The 26,968-nt window shown below is 37.3% G+C and carries 24 protein-coding genes and 1 pseudogene; all 25 read right to left on the bottom strand.

The window, feature by feature from the left end:
- Positions 1-162 precede the first annotated feature (162 nt).
- Positions 163-1,899 carry an aminodeoxychorismate synthase component I gene (gene pabB, locus BN997_RS12210; RefSeq protein ID WP_042532628.1) on the bottom strand — a complete coding sequence of 579 codons (1,737 nt, stop codon included), beginning with the start codon at positions 1,897-1,899 and terminating at the stop codon, positions 163-165.
- Entirely contained in the window at positions 1,896-2,483 is a 588-nt protein-coding gene (locus tag BN997_RS12205; RefSeq protein WP_042532626.1) for an anthranilate synthase component II, read from the bottom strand. Before BN997_RS12205 ends, pabB begins: the two co-directional genes overlap by 4 nt.
- 34 nt (positions 2,484-2,517) lie before the next feature.
- Entirely contained in the window at positions 2,518-2,967 is a 450-nt protein-coding gene (locus BN997_RS12200) for a hypothetical protein (protein ID WP_042532624.1), read from the bottom strand.
- A 144-nt stretch (positions 2,968-3,111) separates the two neighbouring features.
- Positions 3,112-4,563 carry a ribosomal protection-like ABC-F family protein gene (abc-f, locus tag BN997_RS12195; protein WP_042532622.1) on the bottom strand — a complete coding sequence of 484 codons (1,452 nt, stop codon included), beginning with the start codon at positions 4,561-4,563 and terminating at the stop codon, positions 3,112-3,114.
- Positions 4,564-5,269: 706 nt separating this feature from the next.
- Complete coding sequence (locus tag BN997_RS12190) at positions 5,270-5,953, bottom strand: EthD family reductase (protein ID WP_042532621.1); 684 nt, start codon at positions 5,951-5,953, stop codon at positions 5,270-5,272.
- Positions 5,954-6,000: 47 nt separating this feature from the next.
- Positions 6,001-6,747: an SDR family NAD(P)-dependent oxidoreductase gene (locus BN997_RS12185; RefSeq protein WP_042532619.1), complete on the bottom strand. Its 747-nt coding sequence runs from the start codon at positions 6,745-6,747 to the stop codon at positions 6,001-6,003.
- 112 nt (positions 6,748-6,859) lie between these two features.
- A pseudogene (gene namA / locus BN997_RS12180) lies at positions 6,860-7,876 on the bottom strand (NADPH dehydrogenase NamA); the annotation flags it as partial.
- 13 nt (positions 7,877-7,889) lie between these two features.
- Positions 7,890-9,209 (bottom strand): TRAP transporter large permease, encoded by a 1,320-nt coding sequence (locus tag BN997_RS12175; RefSeq protein WP_042532617.1) that lies wholly within the window; start codon positions 9,207-9,209, stop codon positions 7,890-7,892.
- The gene (locus BN997_RS12170) at positions 9,209-9,721 is read right to left on the bottom strand and encodes a TRAP transporter small permease subunit (RefSeq protein WP_042532616.1); all 513 of its coding nucleotides are present in this window, start codon (positions 9,719-9,721) and stop codon (positions 9,209-9,211) included. Before BN997_RS12170 ends, BN997_RS12175 begins: the two co-directional genes overlap by 1 nt.
- A gap of 120 nt (positions 9,722-9,841) precedes the next feature.
- Positions 9,842-10,954: a TRAP transporter substrate-binding protein gene (locus BN997_RS12165; RefSeq protein WP_052484993.1), complete on the bottom strand. Its 1,113-nt coding sequence runs from the start codon at positions 10,952-10,954 to the stop codon at positions 9,842-9,844.
- Positions 10,955-10,977: 23 nt separating this feature from the next.
- Positions 10,978-11,427 carry a MaoC/PaaZ C-terminal domain-containing protein gene (locus BN997_RS12160; RefSeq protein ID WP_042532614.1) on the bottom strand — a complete coding sequence of 150 codons (450 nt, stop codon included), beginning with the start codon at positions 11,425-11,427 and terminating at the stop codon, positions 10,978-10,980.
- 24 nt (positions 11,428-11,451) lie between these two features.
- Positions 11,452-12,234 carry an enoyl-CoA hydratase/isomerase family protein gene (locus tag BN997_RS12155; protein WP_042532612.1) on the bottom strand — a complete coding sequence of 261 codons (783 nt, stop codon included), beginning with the start codon at positions 12,232-12,234 and terminating at the stop codon, positions 11,452-11,454.
- A 77-nt stretch (positions 12,235-12,311) separates the two neighbouring features.
- The gene (locus BN997_RS12150; RefSeq protein WP_042532610.1) at positions 12,312-13,661 is read right to left on the bottom strand and encodes an acetyl-CoA carboxylase biotin carboxylase subunit; all 1,350 of its coding nucleotides are present in this window, start codon (positions 13,659-13,661) and stop codon (positions 12,312-12,314) included.
- 35 nt (positions 13,662-13,696) lie between these two features.
- On the bottom strand, positions 13,697-13,909 hold the full coding sequence (locus BN997_RS12145) for an acetyl-CoA carboxylase biotin carboxyl carrier protein subunit (protein ID WP_042532608.1): 213 nt from the start codon (positions 13,907-13,909) through the stop codon (positions 13,697-13,699).
- 129 nt (positions 13,910-14,038) lie between these two features.
- Complete coding sequence (locus tag BN997_RS12140; RefSeq protein ID WP_042532606.1) at positions 14,039-15,763, bottom strand: class I adenylate-forming enzyme family protein; 1,725 nt, start codon at positions 15,761-15,763, stop codon at positions 14,039-14,041.
- Positions 15,764-15,802: 39 nt separating this feature from the next.
- Positions 15,803-17,374 carry an acyl-CoA carboxylase subunit beta gene (locus tag BN997_RS12135; protein WP_042532603.1) on the bottom strand — a complete coding sequence of 524 codons (1,572 nt, stop codon included), beginning with the start codon at positions 17,372-17,374 and terminating at the stop codon, positions 15,803-15,805.
- Between the two features lie 67 nt (positions 17,375-17,441).
- Positions 17,442-18,398, bottom strand: a complete 957-nt coding sequence (locus BN997_RS12130) for a hydroxymethylglutaryl-CoA lyase (protein WP_052484992.1) — start codon at positions 18,396-18,398, stop codon at positions 17,442-17,444.
- Positions 18,399-18,524: 126 nt separating this feature from the next.
- Positions 18,525-19,307, bottom strand: coding sequence for a cupin domain-containing protein (locus BN997_RS22235; protein WP_052484991.1), 783 nt, complete (start codon positions 19,305-19,307; stop codon positions 18,525-18,527).
- 38 nt (positions 19,308-19,345) lie between these two features.
- Positions 19,346-20,215, bottom strand: a complete 870-nt coding sequence (locus BN997_RS12120) for a fumarylacetoacetate hydrolase family protein (RefSeq protein WP_042532601.1) — start codon at positions 20,213-20,215, stop codon at positions 19,346-19,348.
- Between the two features lie 58 nt (positions 20,216-20,273).
- Entirely contained in the window at positions 20,274-20,999 is a 726-nt protein-coding gene (locus BN997_RS12115) for a GntR family transcriptional regulator (protein WP_084612928.1), read from the bottom strand.
- Between the two features lie 325 nt (positions 21,000-21,324).
- Entirely contained in the window at positions 21,325-22,752 is a 1,428-nt protein-coding gene (locus BN997_RS12110; protein ID WP_244882374.1) for an FMN-binding glutamate synthase family protein, read from the bottom strand.
- 176 nt (positions 22,753-22,928) lie between these two features.
- Entirely contained in the window at positions 22,929-23,099 is a 171-nt protein-coding gene (locus BN997_RS23215; protein WP_175297039.1) for a hypothetical protein, read from the bottom strand.
- 18 nt (positions 23,100-23,117) lie between these two features.
- A complete protein-coding gene (locus BN997_RS12105) occupies positions 23,118-24,284 on the bottom strand; it encodes a Ger(x)C family spore germination protein (RefSeq protein ID WP_042532597.1) in 1,167 nt (388 codons plus the stop codon).
- Entirely contained in the window at positions 24,277-25,386 is a 1,110-nt protein-coding gene (locus BN997_RS12100) for a GerAB/ArcD/ProY family transporter (protein WP_042532595.1), read from the bottom strand. The genes BN997_RS12105 and BN997_RS12100 overlap by 8 nt, the downstream gene beginning before the upstream one ends.
- Positions 25,383-26,921, bottom strand: coding sequence for a spore germination protein (locus tag BN997_RS12095; protein WP_042532594.1), 1,539 nt, complete (start codon positions 26,919-26,921; stop codon positions 25,383-25,385). The genes BN997_RS12100 and BN997_RS12095 overlap by 4 nt, the downstream gene beginning before the upstream one ends.
- Positions 26,922-26,968: the final 47 nt, after the last annotated feature.

Below are 26,968 nucleotides of genomic sequence, written 5' to 3'. Positions count from 1 at the left end.
TTTGCCTTTTTTTCGACTGCCATCGACTTCTTTTAACAACATGCATGTTTATAATCGAACAGCTATAAATCCTTTTTGCTGCAGCAATATTCCAGTCATTTCATCATGCATAAAAAAAGATTGCACCGGTTAATCATGCAATCTTTTTTACAAAATTATTTTTTAAAATGTTACCCTTACCCAGCCTCGTACACTATTAATCAGCCAGACCTCTTCAAAAGAAGAGATGTCTTTCTTCCATAGAATTTTTTCTTTTATTACTCCCCGCTCCAGCAGTTCTTCCCGGTAAGTACCAGCAAGGAGTCCCGAAGAAATAGGCGGCGTATAATAGGCCCCCTGTTGTTTTATTACCAGATTCCCAATCGTAAACTCCGTCAGTTGTTCTTCTTCATTCCATAGAAGGACATCAAAGGAAGCAGGGGCTTGCTCTCGAAAAGACGTGTACATTTGCCGATTCGTCGTTTTATAATAGTAAAAAATATCATTTTTATTGATTGGCGAGGAAGCTATCCCTGCTTTTTTTATTGCTTCCGACTCTTTCATAAGCGGCGTACAGGTTATGTTTATTTCCCCATCCTGGCCCAATAAAAGGCGTACTCTTTGTTCTCCATCATAATTCTTTACCTTTTCCTTCAGCTGTTGCCGGATATTATCCATGGAATAAGGATACTGGAATTGAAGCGCCGTTCGTTTTAGCCGGGCGAGATGCCTGTTCAGCCGAAGTATCTGTGTCCCATCATATTTCATTGTTTCTACAATTTGAAAGGACGGAGAAGCCGCTTTTAAAATGGCTGTTTTTGCTAAAGCTTCTTCATATTCCCCTTCCGTATCCGACTCCCAGGTAATTCCTCCTCCTGCTCCATAAAAAGGCGGTTTCCCATTCTTCATCCAAGCAGTCCGTATCGCAACATTAAATAGTGCATCTTGATTTGGTGTGATAAAACCGATACTTCCACAATAAATATCCCTCGGTGAATCCTCCAGCTCGTGAATGATTTCCATTGTACTTTGCTTTGGTGCACCGGTGATGGAACCGCAAGGAAATAACGCTTTAAATAGATCAAAATTGCTGAGGTTTTCTTTTAATTCTGCCCTAATGGTTGAGGTCATTTGATAAACTGTAGGATACTTCTCTATTTCAAAAAGCTTCGGTACATGAACAGAGCCCCTCACAGCAATTTTCGATAAATCATTTCGAAGTAAATCCACAATCATTACATTCTCTGCCCGGTCCTTTTCGGAATGAGTGAGCTTCCTTTTATTAGAGGAATCTTCCTCTGGAGTCCGCCCTCGTTTGATGGTTCCTTTCATTGGTTTCGTATGGATGAACTGCTGCCTTCGTTCAAAAAACAGCTCCGGAGAGGCAGATACAATTTGGTAATCCCCTATTTGCAGATGGGCACCATACCTTGCCTGCTGCGCGCCAGATAATTGTTCATACAGTAAATCTGCATCCACTGCTCTATCTGCTTCCATCCGAACAGTATAATTTACTTGATATGTATCTCCTCTCGCAATCGCAGCTTTTATCGATTCGATATTTTGCTGATACTGCTGCTTGTGGGTTGTCATCTCCCAATTCACCGGAGGATAGGCACGGTCAGCAGCCGGCCTTGTGTGCTCCAGCTGTACACTTTTAAAAACCCCCATCACCATAAGCGGCAGGTCGCTTTTTTTATGGGTCACCAGATTTTTATCAAATGCCGAGGCAGCTTCATAGGAAATATACCCAGCCAGATAATAGCCCTGCTGCTGGTATCCTTCCATTTGTGCAAAAACATTTTCTACTTCATCATCTGAATGAGCAATTAGAATGTCCATCGGCTTGTCAAAAATACGGCGCACACCTTCTTCTTCTTCAAAGGAAAAATCAAATAACATTTTCGTATTCTCTATCATTTTTGAAGTTCACCTGCCTTTTTATATTGCATTAGAAAATTCTTCAGCAATGTATAGCCATGCTCCGTGCTGATGGATTCCGGATGGAATTGCATCCCTTCGATGGGGTAGGCTTTATGACGTATCCCCATGATTGTTCCATCCTCTGTAGTCGCGCTGACTTCAAAGCATTCCGGAATGCTGTCCGAATCGATACTTAAAGAATGGTATCTTGTCACCGTAAAGCTTTTAGGAAGCTGTGAAAAAACGCCCTGCTGGTCAGTAAAAATAAGCGACTGCTTTCCATGAACAGGATTATTTTTTATCACGGCAGCTCCAAAGGCTTGGCCGATAGCCTGATGCCCGAGACAAATACCAAGAATAGGAATACTTCCTTTAAAATGCTCAATGACCTTTAATGTCATTCCTGCTTCTTCAGGCGTATGGGGTCCTGGCGATAAGACAATATACTCCGGCTGCTGCTGCTCGATTGCTTCGATAGTCAGCTGGTCATTATATTTAACGACAACCTTTTCACCTAAATTCTCCAGATAGTGGACGATATTATAAGCAAATGAATCATAGTTATCTATCATTAAAATCATTTCTTCACCTCCAGATCGTCAAAATAGTAAATCTCTATAACTCCCCTTCCTTTAACAGCTCCCATTGATTATCCATTCCTTGAATAGCCTGGAATAATGCATTTTTTCCTTTAATATCATAATGTTCTTCATGCCCGTTCATATCTATGTTTCCTTCTTCATTTACGGTCAACGCATAATTTTCTTTAGAGCCTTGAAACAGAAGCAGATAACCAGAGCTTACAAAGTCATTTGTTTCATTGAGTTCCATTGCTTCACCAGCTTTTAAAATCTTGGCAATATCTTCTTTTTCCGTTAGCGAAATGGCTTTGGGCTTTCCTGTCGGCTTCACTTCGTATATGGTAATTTCTTTAATCTCATGTGCTTCATTCATATTAGAGGGTAATGTTTGTGCAAATAGTTTACTATCTCCTCCCCATTTTCCAACGAGGAAAAATACTCCTGCTACAATGACACATGTAATAATAAGTATCTTTTTCATCATGCTGTCCACCTTTTTTGCTTTAAATGAATTGTCTGTTCTTATTATTGATATTGTGAACTGTTTTGTCCATCTGGAAAGTGTATGATTTTTTGTTTTTATTATATAAGGTAAAAAAGCAGGAGCAAATAGCTGCCCCTGCTCTCCTTACTTTTCAGTGATATTTTTATTTTTTATTTCATATACATGATCTGCTGTATTTTCGATAAAGGCTGCATCATGGGAAACAAAAATAATGGTGCCCGGATAGCCTTTAAAGAATGCTTCTAAAGCTTTCGTTGTCTGGATATCCAAAAAATTCGTCGGCTCATCCAGTAATAAAATATGGTAAGAGCCAAGAAATAATCTGCACAGCTGCAGCCGGATCGCTTCACCGCCGCTTAAGTGACACAGTTTTTTATAAATCGAATTTCCTTTAAAATACATGGCATGCAGAATGCTGCGTAAAAAGCCTTCCTCATAATCGGTTGTTTTCTTTAAACTGTCTAAAACCGTTTCGTCTGACTTCTCCTGATAAGCAAGCTGGTCAAAGAAACCAAATGCTACTTTCGGTGAAATCTCCAGTCCTTCCTGCCGCTCGTAAACCGCCTTCAGCAGCGTACTTTTTCCAGAACCATTCGCTCCGGTAATCGCAATTTTTTTACCCAAAGGAAATTGAAAACGGACTTCTTCTAAAAGCAGTTTTTCCCCAGCCTTTAGCGTCAGCTGATTTCCCATTACCGGAAAGGAATGATGCAGTTCTAACGCTTTGGAACGATGAAACTGAATGGGCCGTTCATGCTGAATAGCATCGACCTTTTCCAATTGGTCCATCCGTTTTTCCATGGCTTTGGCACTTTTTTGCATCGCCTTTTGCGAAACATCTTTAGGTTTTGACGCAAGCCGCCGGTCCGTTCCTTCTTTCTTTCGGGCATTTGCTTTTGCGCCCTTCGTCATTTTCGCAGCCTTTTGCATTTTATCCTGTGCTGCTGCTTCTAAACGGGCTTTTTCCTTCAAATATTGCTCATGCGCTTCCTGCTGCAGATATTCCTCCAAAGCCTTCTGTTCTTCATACTCCGTATAATTACCGGAGTAAACATGGATTTCTCCGTCACGAATTTCCCAAATCGTTGTAACGAGCTGGTCTAAAAGCTTCCGGTCGTGGCTGATTAACATTAGCGTCCCATAATAATTCTCCAGTTCTCTCCGTAAATAACGGATTCCCTGCTGATCAAGATGCGTAGTTGGTTCATCAATCAACAGTGCTTCGTTATACGCTGCCAAAAGCTGTGCTATTTTTATTTTCGTCTGCTCACCGCCGCTGATACCTTCCTCTATATTGGGAACCTGAAGCTTGCCCAATACCTTTGGATCTGCTTGTTCCTCACCCGGGAATTCCATTTGTTTTAAATAAGTAAAGCTTGCATGGCGGTGAATTTTCCCTTTTGTCGGCTCTATCTCTCCTGCCAGCAAACGGAGCAGACTTGTTTTTCCCGCCCCATTCGGACCGACAATACCAATCCGATCCATAAAATGAACCGCTAACCGTTCGATGGAAAAAATATCTTTATCTAAATACGTTAATTCGACGTCTTTTATTTCAAATTGAATGTTTTGCATATTTGCTACCTCCGAGATTTTTTAATTTCTCGTATCGATAGCCTGTAACTGGATCGATACGAGCTTGTATTTTCTGATAACAAGCCCGTATCCATTAAAAGAACAATAGCATCTGCATCGTCATCTCTCCCTATTTTTTATTAGAACGAACACCCTGCTTCCCCGCGCAAAAAGAAATAGAAATCCTTTTGTTGTACCTGTATTTCATCATTAAAAAAGAACAGCAAATCGTCTGCTGTCCTTTTTACATACTTCCTTCAGGAAAAAGATATACCTCATGTATACCTTCCTTATAATAGCTAAAAAAGACAGACGACTCCTATTTCTCTGCGAGCGTCAAAGCACAGGCAGAGCTTGAACATGTTATCAAATTAATTGTTCAAGTCTAGGAATCGAAATCTCATCTTAGCACATTTTCCCTTCCGTTCTGAATTTAATTTTATTATATATCGCTGGATAAGTAACGTCAATCATACATTTAAATTTGGAGCTGAATTAAAATTTTTCCAAATGAATGAATGTCTTCTTCTTTAGATACATCTGCCCGAACTGTAATTATTTGGCCAAAAGACTCAAGTTCCTTAAATAAACTCTCATAAAGGAAAACGCTTTTCTAAATGATTAAAATATTAATTTCCAAAATAAACCTATAAATTGGTATAATGATTAAGTCATAAGGTTTAAATTTTGAGAATTCCTTATAACGTTAAACAATCTCATGTGTGTCTACAATAAAGGTAGTAATTTCTTCAATAAATGTTTTTGCATGTTCCATTGCCTTCTTGCCTGCTTCTGAAGCAAAAGCAGCCTTCAAACTGTTTGTATCCTCAAACCAAAGTTCAACAACACCATCGATTGGTACATCTTCATATCCAGCTGGGGATCTGTTAATGTTACGGTCGATCACTAAATTTTGTGTATAACCTTTTACATCAGGCATAGCTTTTAAAAGTTCTGCATGTACTTCTGCCCACTCACTTTTAAAAACCTCTATATCCACATCTGGACGGCGCTTAAGCAGTGACATCCGTTTTAAAAGAGATTCATCATTAGAAACTGGAATTACTACATTTTGTTCTACAATAATTAATTGCATTTTTCCAATAAATTGCTCTTCATCTTTTGAAAGCACCTTAGTAATATCTGAATTAAAACTGTGTTTCATTGAAGCTAAGTCATCAAACCAGAGCTGAGAAAAACCATCTACCGCTTGCGATCCTCGTGTATAATCTATACCTAATTGTTCAGAACTAGTCACATGATTTTGATGATATTTACGTAGCCTCGGAATTTGGGAAGCAATTGGACCGTGTTTCTCTACCCAATAATTGTGAAATTCTTCAATCGTTATATTTTTCTTTTTTTGTAATATCCCCATTCTAACAACCATTAGCTTTTCACCTTCCTGTTTTCATTAAAATTATTCATCTTATTTCTCTATTGCGCAGTATAGCCTCCGTCAATTACTAATTCACTTCCTGTCACAAATTTAGATTCATCCGACGCTAGATAAAGAGCACCGTAAGCAATATCTTCTGGTTTGCCTAGTTCTGGCCAAGGAAATTTACTTTCAAGAGGATGCCCCTCGTTTGTTGCTATAGAACTTGACATTGGAGTTTCTATAACACCTGGATGAATCGAATTAACTCTAATATAGTCTTTGCTCAATTGTACAGCAGCTGATTTACTCATTAATCTTATTGCCCCTTTTGAAGCATGATAAGAAATAGATCCTCCACTACCTACGAGACCGTAAATTGAAGAAATATTTATAATTGACCCTCCGCCTGATTTTTTAATTAAGGGTGCAGCATGCTTCATACCTAGAAAGGTCCCTTGCGTGTTTATACTTTGAATATGATTAAAATCTTCAAGTGAGGTCGACTCTAACCCTTCTCTTGATAATATACCAGCATTATTTATAAGCACATTTAATTTTCCTAATCTTTCTTTTGTAATAGATACAACATTCTCCCATTCTTCTTCTGAAGAAATATTATGTTTGATAGAAACTACTTCTCCACCTTGATTTATTATAGCTTTTTCTGTTTCGTACAAACCTTCTTCATTTATATCCGTTATAACAACTTTCGCTCCTTGTTTAGAAAATAATAGAGCTTCTGCTCTTCCTTGACCGCTAGCGGCGCCTGTAATAATAGCTGTTTTGTCTTCTAGTCTCTTCACTTTAAATCCTCCATTAATCTTTAATCTTTTATAATTAACGCTGAATTAATGATTCTTTTCCTGGGTACCATTTTTCAGAAACTCTGTTAAGTCCTTTAGGCAATACCTCACTCCACGCTTTTTCATAGCTTTTCGGTCCTTCGATAGATTCTCCTAATTCGATTGCAGCTCTTAGCGGCCAATAAGGATCGCGTAATAATTCTCTTGCCAGAAATACTAAATCTGCTCTCTGGTTTTTTAATATTTCTTCAGCTTGACTGGCATAGGTAATTAACCCAACAGCTCCAGTGTCTATTTTAGCTAGTTCTTTAATTTTCTCTGCAAGAGGAACTTGATAACCTGGAAACACCTCGATTTTGGCTGGGACCACTGCTCCAGAACTACAATCTATTAAATCAACACCTTGTTCCTTCATTTGTTTGGCAAAATAAATGAAATCATCCATCTTGTTTCCTTCCGGATGATATTCAGATGCAGATATTCTTACAAATAAAGGGCCACTCCATACGGTTATTATTTCATCTAAAATCTCTCTTAAAAAACGATAACGATTCTCTCTAGTTCCTCCATATTCATCGGTTCTTTTATTAGATAACGGTGATAAAAACGCATTGATTAAATACCCATGTGCACCATGGAGTTCAATAACATCGAAACCTGCCTCTTTAGCCCTCTTTGCTCCTTCTTTAAATTCTTCTATAGTAGTCTTGATATCTGCATTACTCATTTCTTTAGGTGTTTTCATTGTATCTTTATACGGAATCGAAGAAGGAGCAAATATAGGACCTTCCACGTCGGCTTTTCTGCCAGCATGTGCAAGTTGAATTCCTATTTTAGAATTAAATTTGTGAACAGCATCCACGATTGTTGTAAGACCTGCTATATGATCATCCTTCCAGATTCCCAAATCTAATTCAGAAATTCTCCCTTGTGGATTGATAGCTGTTGATTCCAGAATAATCAATCCTGCCTGCCCCATAGCTCGGCTTATATAATGAAATCTATGAAATTCGTTTACTTTACCGTCTTTTTCTTTTGATGAATACATACACATTGGAGACATGACAATTCTGTTTTTTAAAGTAATTCCTTTCAACTTGTACGTTGAAAATAATTTACTCATTTTCATTCACAACCTTTCATTAATTACTAAAAATACTTGGTAACCACAAAACTAATTGCGGGAATACTAACGTTAGAATAAGAACAAAAATGATAATAAGAATAAATGGAACAACCCCTCGATAAATTTCTGCTGTTGTTATTTGTCCTTTTACAACTCCTTGCGTATAAAAAAGCGCATGCCCAAATGGAGGTGTAAGAAATGAAGTTTGTAAAAGTACTGCAATACAGGTGACTACCCAAATCATATTGAAATCATGCATTTGAATCAAAGGCATAAATATCGGAAAAATAATCATTATAATTCCAACCCAATCAAGAAACATACCTAAAATAAAGACAAGAACCATCATAAATATAAAGATTCCCCATTGATTCAGTCCTAACGTATCAACAAACCCTTGTATTACCCCCGCCCCATTCAAACTTAAGAACATGGATGCAAAAGCTGTAGCACCAATCATAATAATTAAAACCATTGCCGTTGTCTTAGCTGTTTCATACATTGCTTCCGTAAGCATCTTCAAACTATACTTCCGGTAAAATATTGTCATTAAAAATGCCACAAATGCACCTACACCAGAAGCCTCTGTTGGTGTGGCAACTCCTGTGTATATCGTACCCAACACAGCCAAAATTAAAATTAAAGGAGGAACCAAATTAACTAAACTTCCTGTAATTCGTTTTCTAATCGGCATAGCCGCTGCTTCTTCCTCTGTTAAAGCTGGTCCATAATCTGGGTTTTTCCAACATATAAAAAGAACATATACAGCATAGAAAAACGCCAAAAGCAGTCCAGGAACAATGGTTGATTTGAATAAGTCCCCTACAGATACTTGAGCCTGAGCTCCCATTACAATTAACATGATGCTTGGAGGTATTAGTATACCTAATGTTCCACCTGCAGCAACAACACCTGCTGATAAGCTTTTGTTGTATCCATACTTTAATAAAACTGGGATACCTAAAACACCCATTGTTAGAACGGACGCACCAACAACACCTGTTGTTGCTGCAAATACAGTCGATACAATAACGATAGCTAATGCTACTCCTCCACGTAGTCCGCCTAATAAGTACCGCAACGACTCAAATAACCCTTCTGCGATTTTGGATCCAGCCAGCAAATTTGCCATAAAAGTAAATAAAGGGATTGCAACTAAAGTATAGTTATTCATTATGTCATAGATACCATTGACAAAAATGCTTACGGATTGCGGACCCCATCCAATTAAACCAAATATGAGAGCAAGCCCTCCCAACACAAAAGCGATGGGATGTCCTGTCATAAGCCCTAGAATTAAACCTACAAACAGTAATATAGCCAGGATTTCCGCCATTAGTGACTTCCCTCCTTCGCTAATATAACGATTCTTTTTAATACTTCAGATATTCCTTGCAGCATCAATAGCCCAAATGCAACCGGGACTATAGTATAGGTTAAGTACACTGGTGCTCCAAATAAGGATGAGGAGGTCTCTTTTATAATCCACGAATCAACAGCATTTCCGAAACTTATATAGAAAACAAAGATAATAAATGGAAAAAACAAAATAAAGTAAGTAATTAAATCCATGATTGCCTGCTTTTTTTCTGATAGACGGCTATATAGCAAATCAACGGAAACTAAACTTTTGTAAAGTAGAGCGAAGGCTGCGACAATCATAAAATGAAAACCAAATACCATAGTAATTACTTCATAAGTCCATATGGTAGGAGAGTTAAAGACCCTTCGACTGATTACTTCAAATACAATAAGCAAGGTCAACACGAGAATAGACCAGGATCCTATTCTTCCTACCCATAAATTTATCGTGTCAATACCTTTGATAACTTTATGAACAACACGCATATTAACTTACTCCTTCCATTTTCTCAGGATATAATAACTTCACTGGAGTTTTAGAGGGCCGATTTATCAGCCCCCTACTATCTAAATTAGAGGAATTTGTTCTAAAATAACCAGAAAATTTTAATCTAATAATGTCTCTGCATTTGTTCCAAATCCCCAAGGTCCCATGATATCCCGATACCCAGAAAACGTTTTCATAAATTCTTTTTGACTTTCTAAGACCATTGCAAAATCCGAGTTTTCTTCTGCCAATTCATCTTGAATTTTAATTGTTGTTTCGATAATCGTTTCCACATCTTCTTCTGGAAACTCAGTAACTGTAACAGAACCTGATTCTATCATTTCACCTGTAACGAGCGCATCTTGATAAAGCTCATCAAATGTTGTTTCCAACATTGTTGTTTTTGCTGCCGTTTCAACGACAAGTTGTAAATCTTCAGGTAAAGACTCCCAAACATCTTGATTAATCATTACTCCTGTTACAGAAGCAGTTTGATGCCAAGAAGGTGTTGCAACATAGTTTGTAACTTCATCAAGATTCAGTGCTTTATCTCCCGATGGTCCACTAAATTCAACTGCATCAATTACTCCTCTTTGTATCGATTCATATAATTCTCCAGCTGGCAAATTGACAGGATTACCTCCAAATTCTTGCATTAACCTAGATTGTACAGTTCCTACAAAACGAATATTCAAACCATTTAAATCTTCGAGACTTTCAATCGGTTCAGTTGATCGAATACCTGATTCAGTAGCTGGAATATTGTACGGAAAGTAGACAAGATTTTGCTGACCATAAATTTCATTGTAGATTTCCATTCCTTCATCTGATTGAATCCACATAGCATAATCAAAAACACTCATTCCAGCTGCACTTGTGCCTAACAAGCTAAATGCTGAATTAAGCCCAGACCATGAACCAGGCCAATCCCCCCCTGCTTCAATTGTCCCGTTGCTAACCGTATCTAACAACTGATCACTGGCTGTTAATTCGCCCTCTTGGTGTAAGGTAATATCTAACCGTCCATTACTAAGCTCATTCACAAGTTCTGCAAATCTTTTATCTCGTTCAAATTGAATTGAGCCAGAAGGATACGTACTTGACATTCTCCAACTAAATGTTTCTCCGCTTGAATTTTCTGTTGAAGCAGAAGAATCTTCATTTAAACAACCAGACAAAATGAAGCTAAACATCATTAATACAACAGATAGAGACACTATTCTTTTACTCATTCTTTATCCCGCCCTTAGTTTTATTAAAAAGAAGAAGCTTTTTTTTGCATCAGTAAAATAATTACTCCTTCTGAAACAAGTTCTCCTCGCTGGTTGTAAACATAGACACTACGAGTTAGCACACCACTGTCTTTTTTTGAAGTTTCCTTCATTTCTTTTACAACAAATTTTGCATGAATTGTATCCCCTGGAACAACTCCTTTTTTAAATCGCCAATTAATTTCCAGCAAGCCAAGAGTAGAATCATTCACATGTCCCATCATAGCTTGTAACCCAGTAACAACGGAAACAGATAATAGCCCATGCGCTACTCTCGTCTTATATGGTGTCGTTTTAGCAAATTCTTCATCGATGTGCAATGCATTAAAGTCGCCTGACAGGCCTGTAAATTGTACAACATCGGACTCAGTAATTGTACGTCGAGGAGATATCATTTCATCTCCAATTGCAAAGTCATCAAAGTACATTGTCATTGAACTCACCCTTCTTATTATTCGTTATCGCCCTGTCCAAATCGGATCTCTCTTCTCTTTAAATGCTGACATTCCTTCGTTGTAATCTTCTGTTCTACTCAACACAACTACCTGATCTCTTAAATATGTTAAAGAGCTTTCATAATCCATATTTTGAATCATATACATGCTTTCTCTGCCTAGAGAAAGTGCTACAGGATTTTTTGCACTTAATTTCTCTGCCATCTCATATACCTTTTCTTCAAATTCTTCCCCTAAAAAAAACTCATTTATTAATCCTATTTCCTTGGCCTTTTCTGCATTTATACGATCACCGGTGTACATCAGCTCAAAAGCCTTTTTCTGTCCAACACTATTTACTAAGGGAGAACTGATCATCATCCCCCATAAACCTACGTTAATTTCTGGAGCGCCAAACTGAGCAGACTCTTTTGCATAAACTAGGTCACAAGAAACCGCCAATCCCAAACCACCAGCTAAAGCATACCCGTTTATGGCACCGATTATAGGTTTTTTCATTTTGCGTAAAGCTAATAAACAATCTCTATATTTAGTAACATGTTTTTTGAAATTGATTATATTGTTATCTTCACTCATTCCTCCAAGATCTGCTCCTGAACAAAATGACTTTTCACCTGCTCCCTTCAACACGACAACTTTTACTTCAGAATCGTTTGACAACTCTTCACAGGCTTGTTTAAACTTCTCCATCATTTCACCTGAAAGTGCATTATGAACGTTAGGACGATTTAATAATAAAGTAGCTACTCCTTTATGTTTTTCTACCACAATTTCTTGTTTATTCATTTCAATACCATCCTTTACACTGAACTGTTTTCATTGTGGAAATAAAGTTATTTCCACAATGAACTTAATGTTGCCACCTAAACTTTCGTTTGAAATAAATATTCTTTAATGAAATTGGTGGTCGTATTTCCATTTTTAAATTCAGGGTGAGTAACAATTTTTAATAATACGGGAATATTTGATTTGATACCTTCTATTTCATACTTTTCTAGAACGTTTACTAAGTTCTTAATTGCTTCATCACGACTATTTCCTTTTACAATCAATTTTCCAATCATTGGGTCGTAAAATGGTGTGACAGTTGTTCCTTCTTCAATTGCTAACTCATGACGAATATTCTCTCCAGTTAAAATATTAAATTTTGTGATTTTTCCAGGAGAAGGGAAAAATGTTTTAGGATCTTCTGCATAAATTCGAACTTCAATTGCATGACCATTTAATTGAATATCTGATTGCTCTAAAGTAAGTAAATTTCCATTAGCAATTTTGATTTGCTGCTCTACTAAATCTACCCCAGTAATTTCTTCAGTAATTGGATGTTCCACTTGTAATCTTGTATTCATTTCCAAAAAGTAATAGTTTTTATTTTCGTCCATAATAAACTCAACGGTTCCCGCATTTCTATATCCAATAGCTTTAGCAGCTTGAACTGCGTCTTCCCCCATTTTTCTTCTCGTTTTTTCATCTAAAAAAGGTGAAGGTGCCTCTTCCACTACTTTTTGATGACGCCTTTGGATAGAGCATTCTCTTTCTCCGAGGAAAATTGTATTCCCCTCATTATCTGCTAGAATTTGAATCTCAATATGTCTCGGTTTTTCAACCAGTTTTTCTAAAAACATAGCACCATTGCTAAAAAAGTCAGTTGCTCGTTTTTGATTTCCACTAAATGCTTTTTTCAATTCATCCTGATTATGAACCATTTGCATTCCAATTCCTCCACCACCGGCAGATGCTTTCAGCATAATTGGATATCCAATTTGTTTTGCTGCAATTTCAGCTTCTTCTACATTTAATAAAGGTGTACTATCACCCGGAACAATTGGAACACCGGCTGCTTCCATCGCTTTTCTGGCCTCAATTTTACTTCCCATTTTCTCAATTACTTCAGGAGTTGGTCCTATAAAAACAATCCCGTTATTATGACATGCTTTTGCAAATCCAGCATTTTCAGATAATAATCCATAGCCCGGATGAATTGCATCTACATTTGCTTCTAGCGCTATTTCAATAATTTTATCTACATTTAAGTAGCTTTCATTCACACGTGGTCCACCAACTAAATAAGCATTGTCCGCCACTCTAACATGCCGAGAATTTTCATCTGCTTCTGAGTAAATTGCTACTGCTTCGATTCCCATTGAGTGACAAGAACGAATTACTCGTGCTGCAATCTCTCCTCGATTAGCAATTAAAATTTTCTTGAACAAAATAATCACCTTTCTATATTAAAGATTATGGTAACCTATTGTTTTAACTTTAAAATCACATCTCCATCACTTACAAAGTCACCTTCACTAACAATAATTTCTTCTACTTCCCCTTCTGAATCTGCTGAAATAGGGATTTCCATTTTCATCGATTCCAAAATAACAACATCTTGTCCAGCACTAACTTTATCTCCTTCTGCCACTGTTATTTTCCATACATTTCCTGCCATGTTAGAAGTTATATTCATCACTTTCACCTCGTCAGATATTTTAATTTATAGTAAACGAACTCTTCTTTCAACACTTATAAATATGATATTTTCTTATACTTGGAACACTAGAAATTTGTACTGCATCGGAATCATATTTTAAAAATATTAGAAACGGGATTCTACTTTTTGTTGTTCACCAATAAACCATTCTTTTAACTCTCGTTTTAACACTTTTCCTACTGGTGTCATTGGAAGCTCATTTTTTTCAACAATTTTTATATATTTCGGAATTTTATATTTAGCTAGAGATTCAGAGGCATATATAAATATTTCATTTTCACTTAAAGACGCATTTTGTTCAAGCACAACCCAAGCCAATCCTACTTCACCCATCACTGAATCAGGAACACCGACTACATATGCCTGGTTAATTAATTCATGGCCAGTTAATACATCTTCGATCTCCTTAGGTGACACATTTTCTGCACCCATTCGATATATTTCTTTAATTCTTCCCGTTAAAGAAATATAACCATTTTCATCTATCACCGCTAAATCACCTGTTTTTAACCAGCCTTCCCGGTCAATAGCTTCAGCAGTTTCTTTTTCTTTGTTGTAATACCCATTTGTAACTAAAGGTCCTTTGCAAATCAACTCCCCAGATTGTCCATGAGAGAGGATATCTCCAGTTTCTAAATCCCTGACTTTGAATGAGATATTTTTTCCTTCTAATTCATCAAGCCCCACATGTCCGCCGGGGATGATGCGCCCAACATATTTAGAAAGATAGGTGATATCATCATTCGGATCGGTTTGTAACACTCCCGCTGCGCACTCGGTCATGCCATAACCTGTGTTTAATTCTTTAATTTTCAATTGATTCTTAATATCCTTCCACATTTGTTGAGACACTTCAGCACCTGCACAGTACATGGATTGTAATTTTGATAAATCACGATGCAGCTGTTGCTGAGCTTCCACTAGTTTTAAACCAATCGTCGGCACACATAAGATGTCTGTCGCTTCGTGCTGCTCCATTAAATCCAGTGCTTTCGATCCATTGAAATTGATTTGAAGTATTAAACTTCCCCCTACCATACTTCCTGCAATAATTCCTTCAATAAAACCAAAACAATGATAAAACGGAATTGGAATGAAAATTCTTCTTCCTTCTTGATAACCACGGTTTAAGCAGCTGCCTAATGCACTGCGCCAAATCATATCATGTGTAACTAACACGCCTTTTGGCATGGAAGTGGTTCCAGACGTATACATAATATCTGTTACCTCTGTTACCTGTGACTTTGGTATATTGCTAATTACCCTTCCCGCCCGATCTCTTTCCGAAGAAAAAATCAGTTCATAAAAATCGGTTGTACCTGAATATTTTTTTCCTTCTGGAGAGAAAACAATAATTTCTTTCAACTTTGGAAATCGTTCTGATTGCTCTTCTTTAAAGACTTCTGGACATAATTGTTTTAAAATTGAAACATAATTGATGTCATTCCATTCATCTACGGTAACGATAAATGAAGAATCAGATTGATTGATTAAATATGCGAATTCTTCTTTTTTTAATCTATAATTTATAGGTACCGTAATTCCTCCAGCTGCGGATGCTCCAAATTTTGTAAAGATAAATTCTGCATAGTTTGGAAAAATTAAAGCTACATGATCATATTTTTTCAATCCTAAATCGATTAACCCAGCACCAAATCGCTTACTGAAATCTTCCACATCTGAATAAGACCAGGATTTTTCTTCACAAATGATGAATTCACTATTTTTATATTGGTTGGCCATTTGAAAGAAAAGTTCATGAACAGGTTCAGGACTCCATTCTTTACTTTTTATTTCAAATGTTTTTCTTCGACTTTTAAGAGAGACCACTTTTAGCCTAAACCTCCTTTGAGCTATTAAAAATAATACTTAACCTCTTCTGACTACTGTTTTCTTATCAGCAATTCCCTCCAGAGTATCCCTGTTTTCTGAATATAATTCGAAGCGATTTATCAAATCATTTCGGAGCCTATCCCCAGGTACCACATCGTCTATAAACAATTGTGATGCTGGGCTCCATACATTTATATCTTTGTTATATTTTTCTCTTTGCTCAATAATATATTTTTGTCGCTCTTCCGGGTCTTCTATAGATTGAATTTTATTAAAATACATTGCGTTAACTGCTGCCTCAGGACCCATAACAGCAGGTTGTGCCTGTGGAAGCGCAATACACGCATCGGGTTGCATGGAGGCGCCTGACATTACCACATATCCAGCGCCATAGGCTTTTCTCACAATAACTGAAATCCTAGGCACCGTAGCATTTGCTACTGTAGATAACATTCTTGCTCCCCTGCGGATAATCGCTTCTTTTTCAACTTTACTTCCAACCATAAAGCCTGGTAAATCTACTAAAAATAGTAAAGGGACATTATATGCATCACATAAAGATACGAAATGCGCAGCTTTTTCAGCAGATTCAGGAAATAGTACTCCTCCTTTTACTTTGGATTGGTTTGCCACAATTCCAACTGCTCTTCCACCGATTCTACAAAATCCTGTAATCAACTCTTTCGCATATAGTTGTTTAAATTCGAAGAAAGAATCAGCATCCACAATTCGATCAATTACAGCATACATATCCATTGGAACACGTTGGTTAGCTGGTACAATCTCTTCAATGTTTTTTCCAGGTAATGGATCTATAGACTCTGAAAGCGGAACAGTCTCTTTCCAATTTTGTGGCATAAATTCCAAATAACGTTTAGTGGCATCTAATGCTTCCTGTTCAGTTTTTACTAACATATCTCCAAGGCCACTAATTTGATTATGCATTCGTGCTCCACCCATTTCTTCCATGGATACTTTTTCTCCAGTTGCCATTTCTGCCATTCGAGGCGAACCAAGATAAACACTAGCGTTTTTATCTACCATGACAACAAAGTCGCATAGAGCTGGAAGATAAGCACTTCCTGCTGGAGAAGCTCCAAAGACGAGTGAGATTTGTGGAACATTTCCTGATATACGAGCTGTATTATAAAAAATTTTTCCCGCATGACGGCGATCTATAAAGGTATCAAATTGTTCATTTAAACGTGCTCCAGCAGAGTCAATCATGTAAATTAATGGAATCATTCGTTTTTCAGCTAATTCTTGCATTCGCATTATTTTTTCAATCGTTTTAACTCCCCAAGTCCCAGCTTTTACAGTCAAATCGTTAGCGATAATCGCAACTTTTCGCCCATTAATTTTAGCAATAAGAGTAACAACAGCATCTCCAGGTAAAAACTGTTCATCGTTTTCACGTGCAAAAACGCCATCTTCAATTTCAATACTATCTTCATCAACCAAGTATTTAATTTTATCTCTAACAAATAGCTTTCCTTGATCTTTCAACTTTTGATAGTAGGGCCGATTCGATTTTGTCTTTATCTCATCCAATTTTTCATATACTTTTTGATCATGGCCGCTCTTTTTATTTAATATATCCTGTTGCATAACCTATCACTTCCTTCATTTATAATTAAACCGCTTACATAACTGCTGTTATGAAATGCTTTTACAATTAATTTGAAGCAATTCGTCGATAAGAATTTAAACTTCTTCCTTTAGATACTTTACTCGGAAGCTCTCTTCCAAGTATTCCTTCAATTTTCTCAGTTACTTTTAATAGCTTTTCAAGATCAATTCCAGTTGAAATGCCAAGTTCGTGACACATGTGAACTAAATCTTCTGTTGCAATATTTCCAGCAGCTCCTTTAGCCCCACTAAACGGACATCCTCCAAGTCCTCCCACAGAGGAATCATAGTGAGTAACCCCCATCTTCAATCCAACATAAGCGTTCGCCATGCCCATTCCACGAGTATCATGCAAATGCAAGATGATGTCTTTTTCAGGCCATCTATCCTGTACTTTCCCAACAAGCATCTCTGTGGAAATTGGGTTTGCCCAGCCAACTGTATCTCCCAACAGAATATGTTTAGGATTTTCACCAAACGAGTTTGCTTTTGCTATCGAACGTTCAATCAATTGGATCACAAGTTCCGGATTGGTGTCCCCCTCATACGTACATCCAAAAGCAGTCATAACTGCGATAGTGTGAACTGGTATATTAAATTCGTTCAGTGTACAAATTCGTTCGTCCATTTTTGTAAATGTCTCATCAATTGTTAAATTTGTATTCTTTACAGAAAAAGTTTCACTCGCTGTAATCTGAAGTACGCCTTCTAAATCAAATTTCCCAGTGGCTTGAGCTCTCTCAATTCCTTTTGCGTTAAGATAGACACATTGATATTCTGTTTCAGGATATCGTTTAAAACCCGCAGCGACCTTTTCCGCATCTGCCATTTTAGGGACCCATTTCGGACTTACAAAAGAGGTAACTTCAATAACTGGAAAATTACACTCTGAAATCATATCCACTATTCGAATTTTATTTTCCGTTGATACAGGTGCTTCTTCTATCTGCATTCCTTCCCTTGGTCCAACTTCACGTATTATTACCTTTTTAGGAAATGCCAACTTAGTCCCTCCTATAAAACCTTGTTCTTTGCTTCTGAATTATTCAACGAAACATTCAGTATACTAATAATGTAAATAAAATACTGCTGATTGTTTCTTTAGTTTCTTTCACTTATTATTTAATTTTTAATCTATGTTTACCACAACATTCTTAGGATTACGGGCAGTTAAAAATTCAATTGGCTCTGTTTTACTTGGATTACGTTCAATATGCGGTAAATAAGCTGGAACTCTAAGGAAATCTCCTTGGTTATATTTTTCATAATCTTCATACTCTTCACCGTATAGAAGTTCAGTGGTACCACTAATAATAAAGCCAGCTGTTTCTGCTTCTCCATGATGATGTGTTCCTGAATCCATCGCAGTTTCACCAGTAACGCGACCAACCCAAAGGTTAGGAGCTTGAACTGCTGTTTTTCTTGGCATATTTTTCGTTTGACTTGTTGAATCCATTAAATCAGAAGACTTCACAATTGAAATTTCTTCTTGACTATTGTCATTTCCTGAATTTATAATACTTTCATCTTTATTCAGATATTCTAACTGATAAGACGGAGCCATAGTGGTAATAATTTGAAGCGGGGTTGCATCTTTATTATTTTGATACATATATGGTTGATAAGATGGTATATAAATGAAATCGCCTTCATTTAGTTCTATAACTTTTTTATATCCTTTTCCGTAGAAAAACGATGCTTGTCCATTTAATACATAATGGACTGTATTTGATTGTGCATGATGTTGTACATTTGATTCAGCACTGGGAGCAACTGTCAAACTTCCCATCCAAATTTTTTCTCCAACTGCTCCAGATCTCCAAGTAATATTCTCTTGGCTAGTATCCAAAACTTGCAATTCATCCTTTTTGGTGATACCAAGTTTACTATTATCTATCTTATTCTCTAACATATTTTCACCTCATTAAAGTCTATATTTTGTATTATAATCTAGACATAATCAGCAACAACCTTATTTTTTATTTTGCCAATTTCAGCTATTTCAATTTCAACTACGTCTCCTTGTTTTAATAAAATCGGTGGATTACGTTTAGCCCCAATTCCAGGGGGTGTTCCTGTCAAAATAATATCTCCAGGAATAAGAGTCATCGCTTTTGAAATTTCAGAGATAATCTTATTCACTGAAAACATCATTAAACTTGTATTACTAGATTGGACAGTTTCTCCGTTAACTTTACAAGTTATATCTAAATTTTGAACATTTGATATCTCATCTTTTGTGACAATCCAAGGGCCTGTCGGGCAGGACTTGTCCATGCTTTTCCCCATAAACCATTGGCCTCCATGAGCTTGTTGTACATCTCTTGCAGATAAATCATTGGCGCACATATACCCAAAAACATAATCTTCCGCTTCTTCTTCAGAAATTAATTTCCCTTCACGTCCAATAACAACTGCCAGCTCTGCTTCATAATCAAATTTATTTGTAAAATGTTCTGGAATAGGGATCCCTTCATAAGGACCAGCAATAGTTCCGGTTGCTTTTGTAAATATTGTCGGCTTCGATGGCAAATCGATATCCTGTAGTGCTCTTTCGTTAAAATGTTCAAAGTAGTTCCATCCAACGCACATAATATTTCGCTTCAATTTAGGTATTGGAGACAATAGATGCTCGCTTTGAATTTCTCTACTTTCAACATTAGAATGAATAATTTGGTTAATTCTATTAAGTCCTTCACTTCCTGCTTTGATAATTGATAAAACGTCTTGAAACTCATTACTAATATCAATTATTGCATTATTGTCTTTAATTACCCCTACACTTATTTGATTCTCATTACTATAAGAAATAATTTTCATTGAATTTTAACTACCCTCCCAGTATATACTGCTTAAATTTATTTATTTTACTAAAATTTTATATATTTGTAATTTTTTGTGTTTCTGATAAACTAACTGAATCTAAATCTTTATAAAATTCTTGTTCTGTAAGTCTTAAAATTTCTTTTCCTGCCCGTGCTTTATGTTTCAACATATTTCTTTCAGCAGATACACTGTCGCCTTCTAGTAAAGCTAAATAAATTTCCTCATGTTCTTTAACGGAAAGTTTATTATGTTCATCATTTTTTTTAAATAGCGAAGGGTAGCGATTGGTGTTTTTCCACAAATCCTGTATTGTTTTAACCAGTAATTTGTTTTGACATTTGCTATATATTTTCATATGAAAATCAATATTTAGTTTCTCAAACAAGTCATAATCCTGTTTTTCTATTGCACTGTATGATTCCTTTACTATATGTCGAATTTCTTCAAAATCTTTTTCCTCTAAATTATTTGTTGCTAACCTAGTTGCGAATCCCTCCAATTCTATTCTTAATTCAAAAATATCTTTAATATCTTCTGATGATAACGTGCTAACAACTGCTCCTACATGTGGTTTGAATTCAATTAAATCTTCAGAATTCAATTTATTCATTGCTTCTCTTACTGGGCTTTCGCTACTATCAAACCTTTTTGCTATCTTACTAATTACCAATTTTTCTTCGAATTCATACTCACCTTCATATATTTCTTTTTTTAATGTTTCGTAAATTATATCTTTCTTGGTTTGGTATCCCCTCACGTCAACTACTCCTTTCATCATCCTATATCATCTAACCTACATCATATATGATATATTGTCAATGTAATTTTCTAATTATTTTAAATGATTTATAAATTCATAATCAAATTAGAATACAGCGATACAATTTATTTTAATTTGATTGCCAACTAATAAATTTGACTAAAGAGGTTTTAATAGTTAAGCATATAAAAATATAATATATTTTTTCCTAAGAAAATATAATTTGATAAGTTCTATTAATTTTTCACTAAATAAAGTAACCTCTCCCAAAATTTATCTTGGAGAGGTTACTTTATTTAAAATACAACAACAAAATAGATGAAATAGGTATAAATTTTAAAATCTAAAGCTCAATCATCGGCTCCTCCTTCTTCTCAGAGCTCCCCTCATCCGAACAAACACTATAAGGAACATCAAAATCCCGGGCAACAGCCTCATTATAGGCCACAAGATCATCCTTCGATAATTCCGATAATGCTTTTTTTCCCATCATCCGAATCCCTTCTTCCATTTCTTTTACCGAAGCATTAAAATAATTGACTAATGCCTTCGTCCCTTCCTGTCTGTTGAAGTCATCCTTGTATTTGCCATCGTACCAGACAACCTGTGTCGGCGGTTCAAAGGGCACAGCATTTAACACCTGCTTGTGAGAGACAGTAAATAAAACAGCCGATCCTAAATAAACAGCATCCGCCCCTAATGCCATTGCTTTTAAAAATTGTCCCGGTGTAAACATTCCGCCCGAAATAATCAGACTGACCTTATCTCTTGCCTTCTTTTTTTGCAAATGCTGATGCGCCCGGTGCAGACCGTGAATGGTAGGAATCCCAAAGTCCTCTGATAAGATTGGCGGTGCTCCGTGGGTTGCTGCCTGTGCGCCATCTACAGCAATATAATCTACGCCGATTTCTAATAAAGCATCAATGTCCGCTTCTATTTTTCCGCCGGCAGCAATTTTTGCTCCAATCGGCACGCCGTTAGTCAATTCTTTTAACTCCTGGACAAGGTTTTTAAAATCTTCTAAGGTTTGATCCTTAAAAAAATGATTATGAATAATGGCCTCTTCTCCATCATCCAGGTTTAAGACCTTTCGAATATCTCCTTGAAGTTCCTCTGCCGGAATCACAACACCGGAGCTCATCAAAGCACCTTGGCCAAATTTTATTTCAATCATCGATGCTTTCTTGATAAGCTGTTCTTCCTTGGACCAGCTTGTCTTGGAAAACTGTAGGATATACTTATCTGTTCCATCGATTTCTTCCTCCATCACTCCGCCTTCACCGGAATTAAGTGCAGTACCCAGCTGATTTACCGCATCAGACAGCGCCAGTCTCACTTCTTTGCTTAATGCAATTCCATACGCCATCCCGCTGATCATTAAGGGAATATCTAATTCCATTGGCTGCTTAGCCTGGGGACCTATCTTCACCTTGAAATCTACCTGCTCCGTATATTCTGTCGGAAACGTTGCTACTTGAGCCGGTATAAATGTCAGCATTTCAAAATCCGGCCACGTTTTGGAAGAACCAAGCGGACGGTGCAAGACATCGCCAGATTCCGCCCGTAAATTATTCTCAAAGGTTCGCTGGATCCCCATATGTTTAAAACCGGTTACCATTTCAAATAAATTCTCTTGATAGCGGTCTTCCATCAGGGTTTTCCCATATTTAGCAACCATCCTTTTTATCAAATGGCGTCTCATGATAAACAACAAAAAAAACATGATAATAAACAGACTAAGCAGAATAAGAATAATGATATCGAGCACCATCTGTACACACACTCCTTTTTCTCCAATTTACATCACAGGTTGCTTTGTCTTGCAGTTCTCGGTGTTGAGTATTTGGACGTTTCCGAAATAACAATTGATTAACTGCCCCTGCTTCGCTACCGTTATCTTTCGCAAAAACGGAACATAATCGGTTTATCTGCCAGCATCTGCAGGGGTTATGTTTTTTTGTTTTTATTTTCTTCATATCTGCTATGCTTCCATGGCGGGTCACCGTATTCGTGCAGCTTTTGATTCACTTTATAAATAACATACGGAACCAGGAAGGATAATAAAGTACACAGCAGAATTAAATAATTGGGTAATATGCCCGTCAGCTCATCCCACATAAATACGTCACTCCCTTCTTAATCCCTTGTCTGATCCACGGTGCCTGTTGCACGGACAGTGGCATCTACCGTTACATTTATGGATGCATTCTGAAAGATATTTTCGCCTTCGTCCCAGTTATCCTTTACTTTCAACCATTCTTTATAATGCCTTTCCTCCATCATTTTTCTGAATCCAAAAAAGTCCATCCCTATGTCTTCTTGTGCCTTTTTTATGATATTGGATGTTATTTTCTCCATCCTTTCGCTTATCAGTTTATCTAATTCATTGAAATATTCTTTACTTAACAAGGAATTATCACTAAACACCTCAGCGATATAACCCTCTGTATCAATTTCTATATCAATATTTAGTTTGCCCGTCTCATCAATGTTCATTTCTATGTTACTTTTTGCGCGTTTAATTTCATAAACCATCTCTCCATCGTTACTCTCAAATTCAATATAGCCCCCTTTTAAATCTCCTGTTATTAAATTAACGGCAACAATTTCTAATCCACTAATAACATCAACTAATTGATTCGTCTTTCCATCAAAGACACCAGCTCCGTTAAACATCATTTTTCCATCTGATGGAACAACTCTTGGAATAAGGTAATTATTTTTTTCTAACATGTATTCATTTAGATTCCCTATTCTTAGCGGTTCAATCAATGCTCCTGATTTATCCATATTTTCATTTACCCTGTCAATATGCATCGCAGGAAGCGGCTCTATTTGGGATTCGATTTCCAGCAACTCTTTCGCCTTCTGGTCGGAAATGATCACTTTGGTTTCTCTTCGCATCTCGTGGTCACGAATAAGTAAATCCATGCTATTTGCAAACATTTCTGGTTCCCTTGCTAATTCTTCAGAAACAACAATTAATTTTAAATGCTCATAAAAAGGTGGGTTGCCTTGAATGAGTGCCATTTCCCGAGTTATTTTAAACAAACTTTGACCGCTAATGGATAGGTTGTTATAAGGCGTTTCAGCATTGTTTCCTCCTTCGCTGGGAGTACCTAATCCTGAAGGAACAACAAACTGATCTGTCATTGTTATGATTGGTTTATCTCCAGATTGTTCTTCTGCTAAATCGAGTGCAACACCAATCACAAACCCCCGTTCTTCAATGTTCACTTCATCCCAGCATCCGGCAAGCAGCAAACAAAAACAGCCTAAAAGGAATAGATATGCTTTATTCATTCCGCTTCACCCCTCTGATTTTAGCAACCACCGTTAATAAGATAAGAACCGTGATGTTTAAAATAAGCATCAACCAACTCATTATTGATCCTATTAAATCCACTTCCATCACATCTCGCGGAAACATCCCGACAAAATATATGATCGGAGTTAAAATAAAAATTATTTTTAGCTTCTCTGTATTTTTGAAGATGGCATTCAATGCAAAAATCCCGATGTCCATAGCCATCGTTGCCGTAATAAAAATAGCCATAATCCATATCACAAAGAAAACAGATTCAAACCGTTCAAAAAAACCGCCGGGTATCTCTACCACCTTTGCCAGCTCTATTGTCGGATAGAGTAAATTAGATGTAACAGCATTCCCGAACACGCCAATACACATGATAAAAATCATCATATATAATCCAACAGGTATACACATACCAAGCGCAGCTGCCTTTGGTGCTTTTTTTGGTTTATCAACCAACGAAAGGTAAAACCATAAAATTCCAAATCCAAGATAAGAGATGGCACCTGTATTCGCAATCACCTGTGTATAACCAGTTATGGGGGTCTGTAATACAGGCATTAAGTTTCCAGCGTTCAACCAACCAACACTAAATACCACGATGATAAGAGCTATCGAAAGAATAATCGGCATAAACATCATGTTGATTCGGAACAGCCCAGCGCGTGATCCCGAAACAGCATAAACAACTACCAGCAAAAAGGGCAGTGCAATCACTTCAATTGGGGTACGGTCGAATAAATATTGCTGCGATATATTACTGATTTTACGAATTTGATAGGCAGTGACAAAGATGGAGAGAATTGCAAACATCAGACTTAAAACTATCGCTACTGGTTTTGTTACGATTTTGGAAGCGTAGGTAAGGAAGGTTTGCCCTTGAAATCCTGACGCAAATTTAGCTATTGCCCAGGATATAAAAACAGCAAATAATCCGCCAAGGAGCAAGGGGATCCATCCATCAGCACCTTTCGTTACAGAGGCTAATTGTTTTGGCATCGAAAGAATCCCTACCCCCATTACAATGGATGGGATAGCAATCATGATATCTCTTTCACTAATTCTTTCATCTGCATATTTAAACCTTTTCACTGTTTACGCTCCCCTTTGTTCATGAGCTTTTTATCATTGGTCTGCATATAGACAGGCCGCCTTTTCATCATTGCAATCGGTGCACGTAACACAAGGTCCTTCCAATCATTCATAAAGCTTGGTGCAAATGGAGTGGAATATGGCACACCGAAGCTCATCAAATTCACAATATGGATATTAATCATGATGTAGCAAAGGATGATTCCATAAAGTCCGAATACAGCCGCTGCAGCCATCAACCCAAACTGCAGGATGCGAAATGTGATGGCAATACTATAGGAAGGCAAAGCAAACGATGCAATGGCGTTGAGTGCAACGACAATAACCATAATAGGACTGACTATCCCAGCGGAAACTGCTGCCTCTCCAATAACGAGCCCGCCAACAATGCCGATGGTCTGCCCTATCGCAGTCGGCAGCCGTAATCCAGCTTCGCGCAGCAACTCCATCGTTGCCGTCATAATCAATGCTTCCATAACAGGCGGGAAAGGAACTTCATCTCTGCTTGCCGCAATGGAAAATGCTAAATCAGATGGGATCAGACCTGGATGATAGGATACCAAAGCGATATAAAGAGCCGGTAAAAATACGGAAATAAAAGCTGCCAGATAACGCAGCATTCTAACCAGCGTTCCAAGAGACCAGCGCCAATAATTATCCTCAGGTGACTGCAGCAAGCCTCCAAAGGTCGCCGGTGCAATCAATACAAACGGCGTACGATCAAGGAGGATAACTACTTTTCCTTTAAGAAGTGCCTCAGAAGCCTTATCTGGTCTTTCCGTATTTAAAATCTGCGGGAAAGGAGATAAAAAGCTATCCTCAATCCATTGCTCAATATAGCCGCTTTCCGGTGCATCATCAATATCAATTGTTTCCAGTCTACGTTTTACTTCATCCACCATATCGGGATTCACAATACCATCCATATAGGACACAACAAGCTCTTTCTTGGAGCGTCTGCCGACTTTATAGGTGCTGAAACGCAGATTAGGGTCCGCAATATACCGGCGGATCATCATGGTATTGGTTCGTATATTTTCGACAAACCCCTCTTTGGATCCGCGAATCAGCGATTCCGACTGCGGCTCCTCGATAGCACGACTTTCTCCGCCTATCGTATCCATGATAAGTACTTGGTCCACTCCATCTAAATAGAACACCGTATTTCCGCTTAAAATAGCATTCGATACATCGTCTAATGAATGTCCCCGTTCGATACCTGTTACTGTAATAACTTCCTTATCAACCGCATCAAAAAGCTCCTGTTTATCAACAGGCAAGTCCGAAGCATTTTTTAAATCCTCCATAATATGGTCATGGATGTAGATATTATTCACAATGCCATCGATATAAACAATTGCGATTCGATGATTTGCCTTGCCAATAGTGAATTCACGTATTACTAAATCACTTGGATCCTCTAGCATTTTTCTTATATTACTTAGATTTTCAGTCAGATTTGTTCCAATTTCCAAAGAGAAATTTTCTTCTGTGTTTTTCTTTTTATTTTGCCAATAGAAAGATCGGCCCAACATTATCCCCTCAAGTCATATGAATAGTTGCTCCTCTTCTTTTTCCCAAT

It is taken from the genome of Oceanobacillus oncorhynchi (genome assembly GCF_000821065.1).
Taxonomy (GTDB): domain Bacteria; phylum Bacillota; class Bacilli; order Bacillales; family Amphibacillaceae; genus Oceanobacillus; species Oceanobacillus oncorhynchi.
The sequence above is the reverse complement of the archived record's forward strand: the minus strand, read 5'-3'. Positions and strand labels throughout refer to the sequence as shown.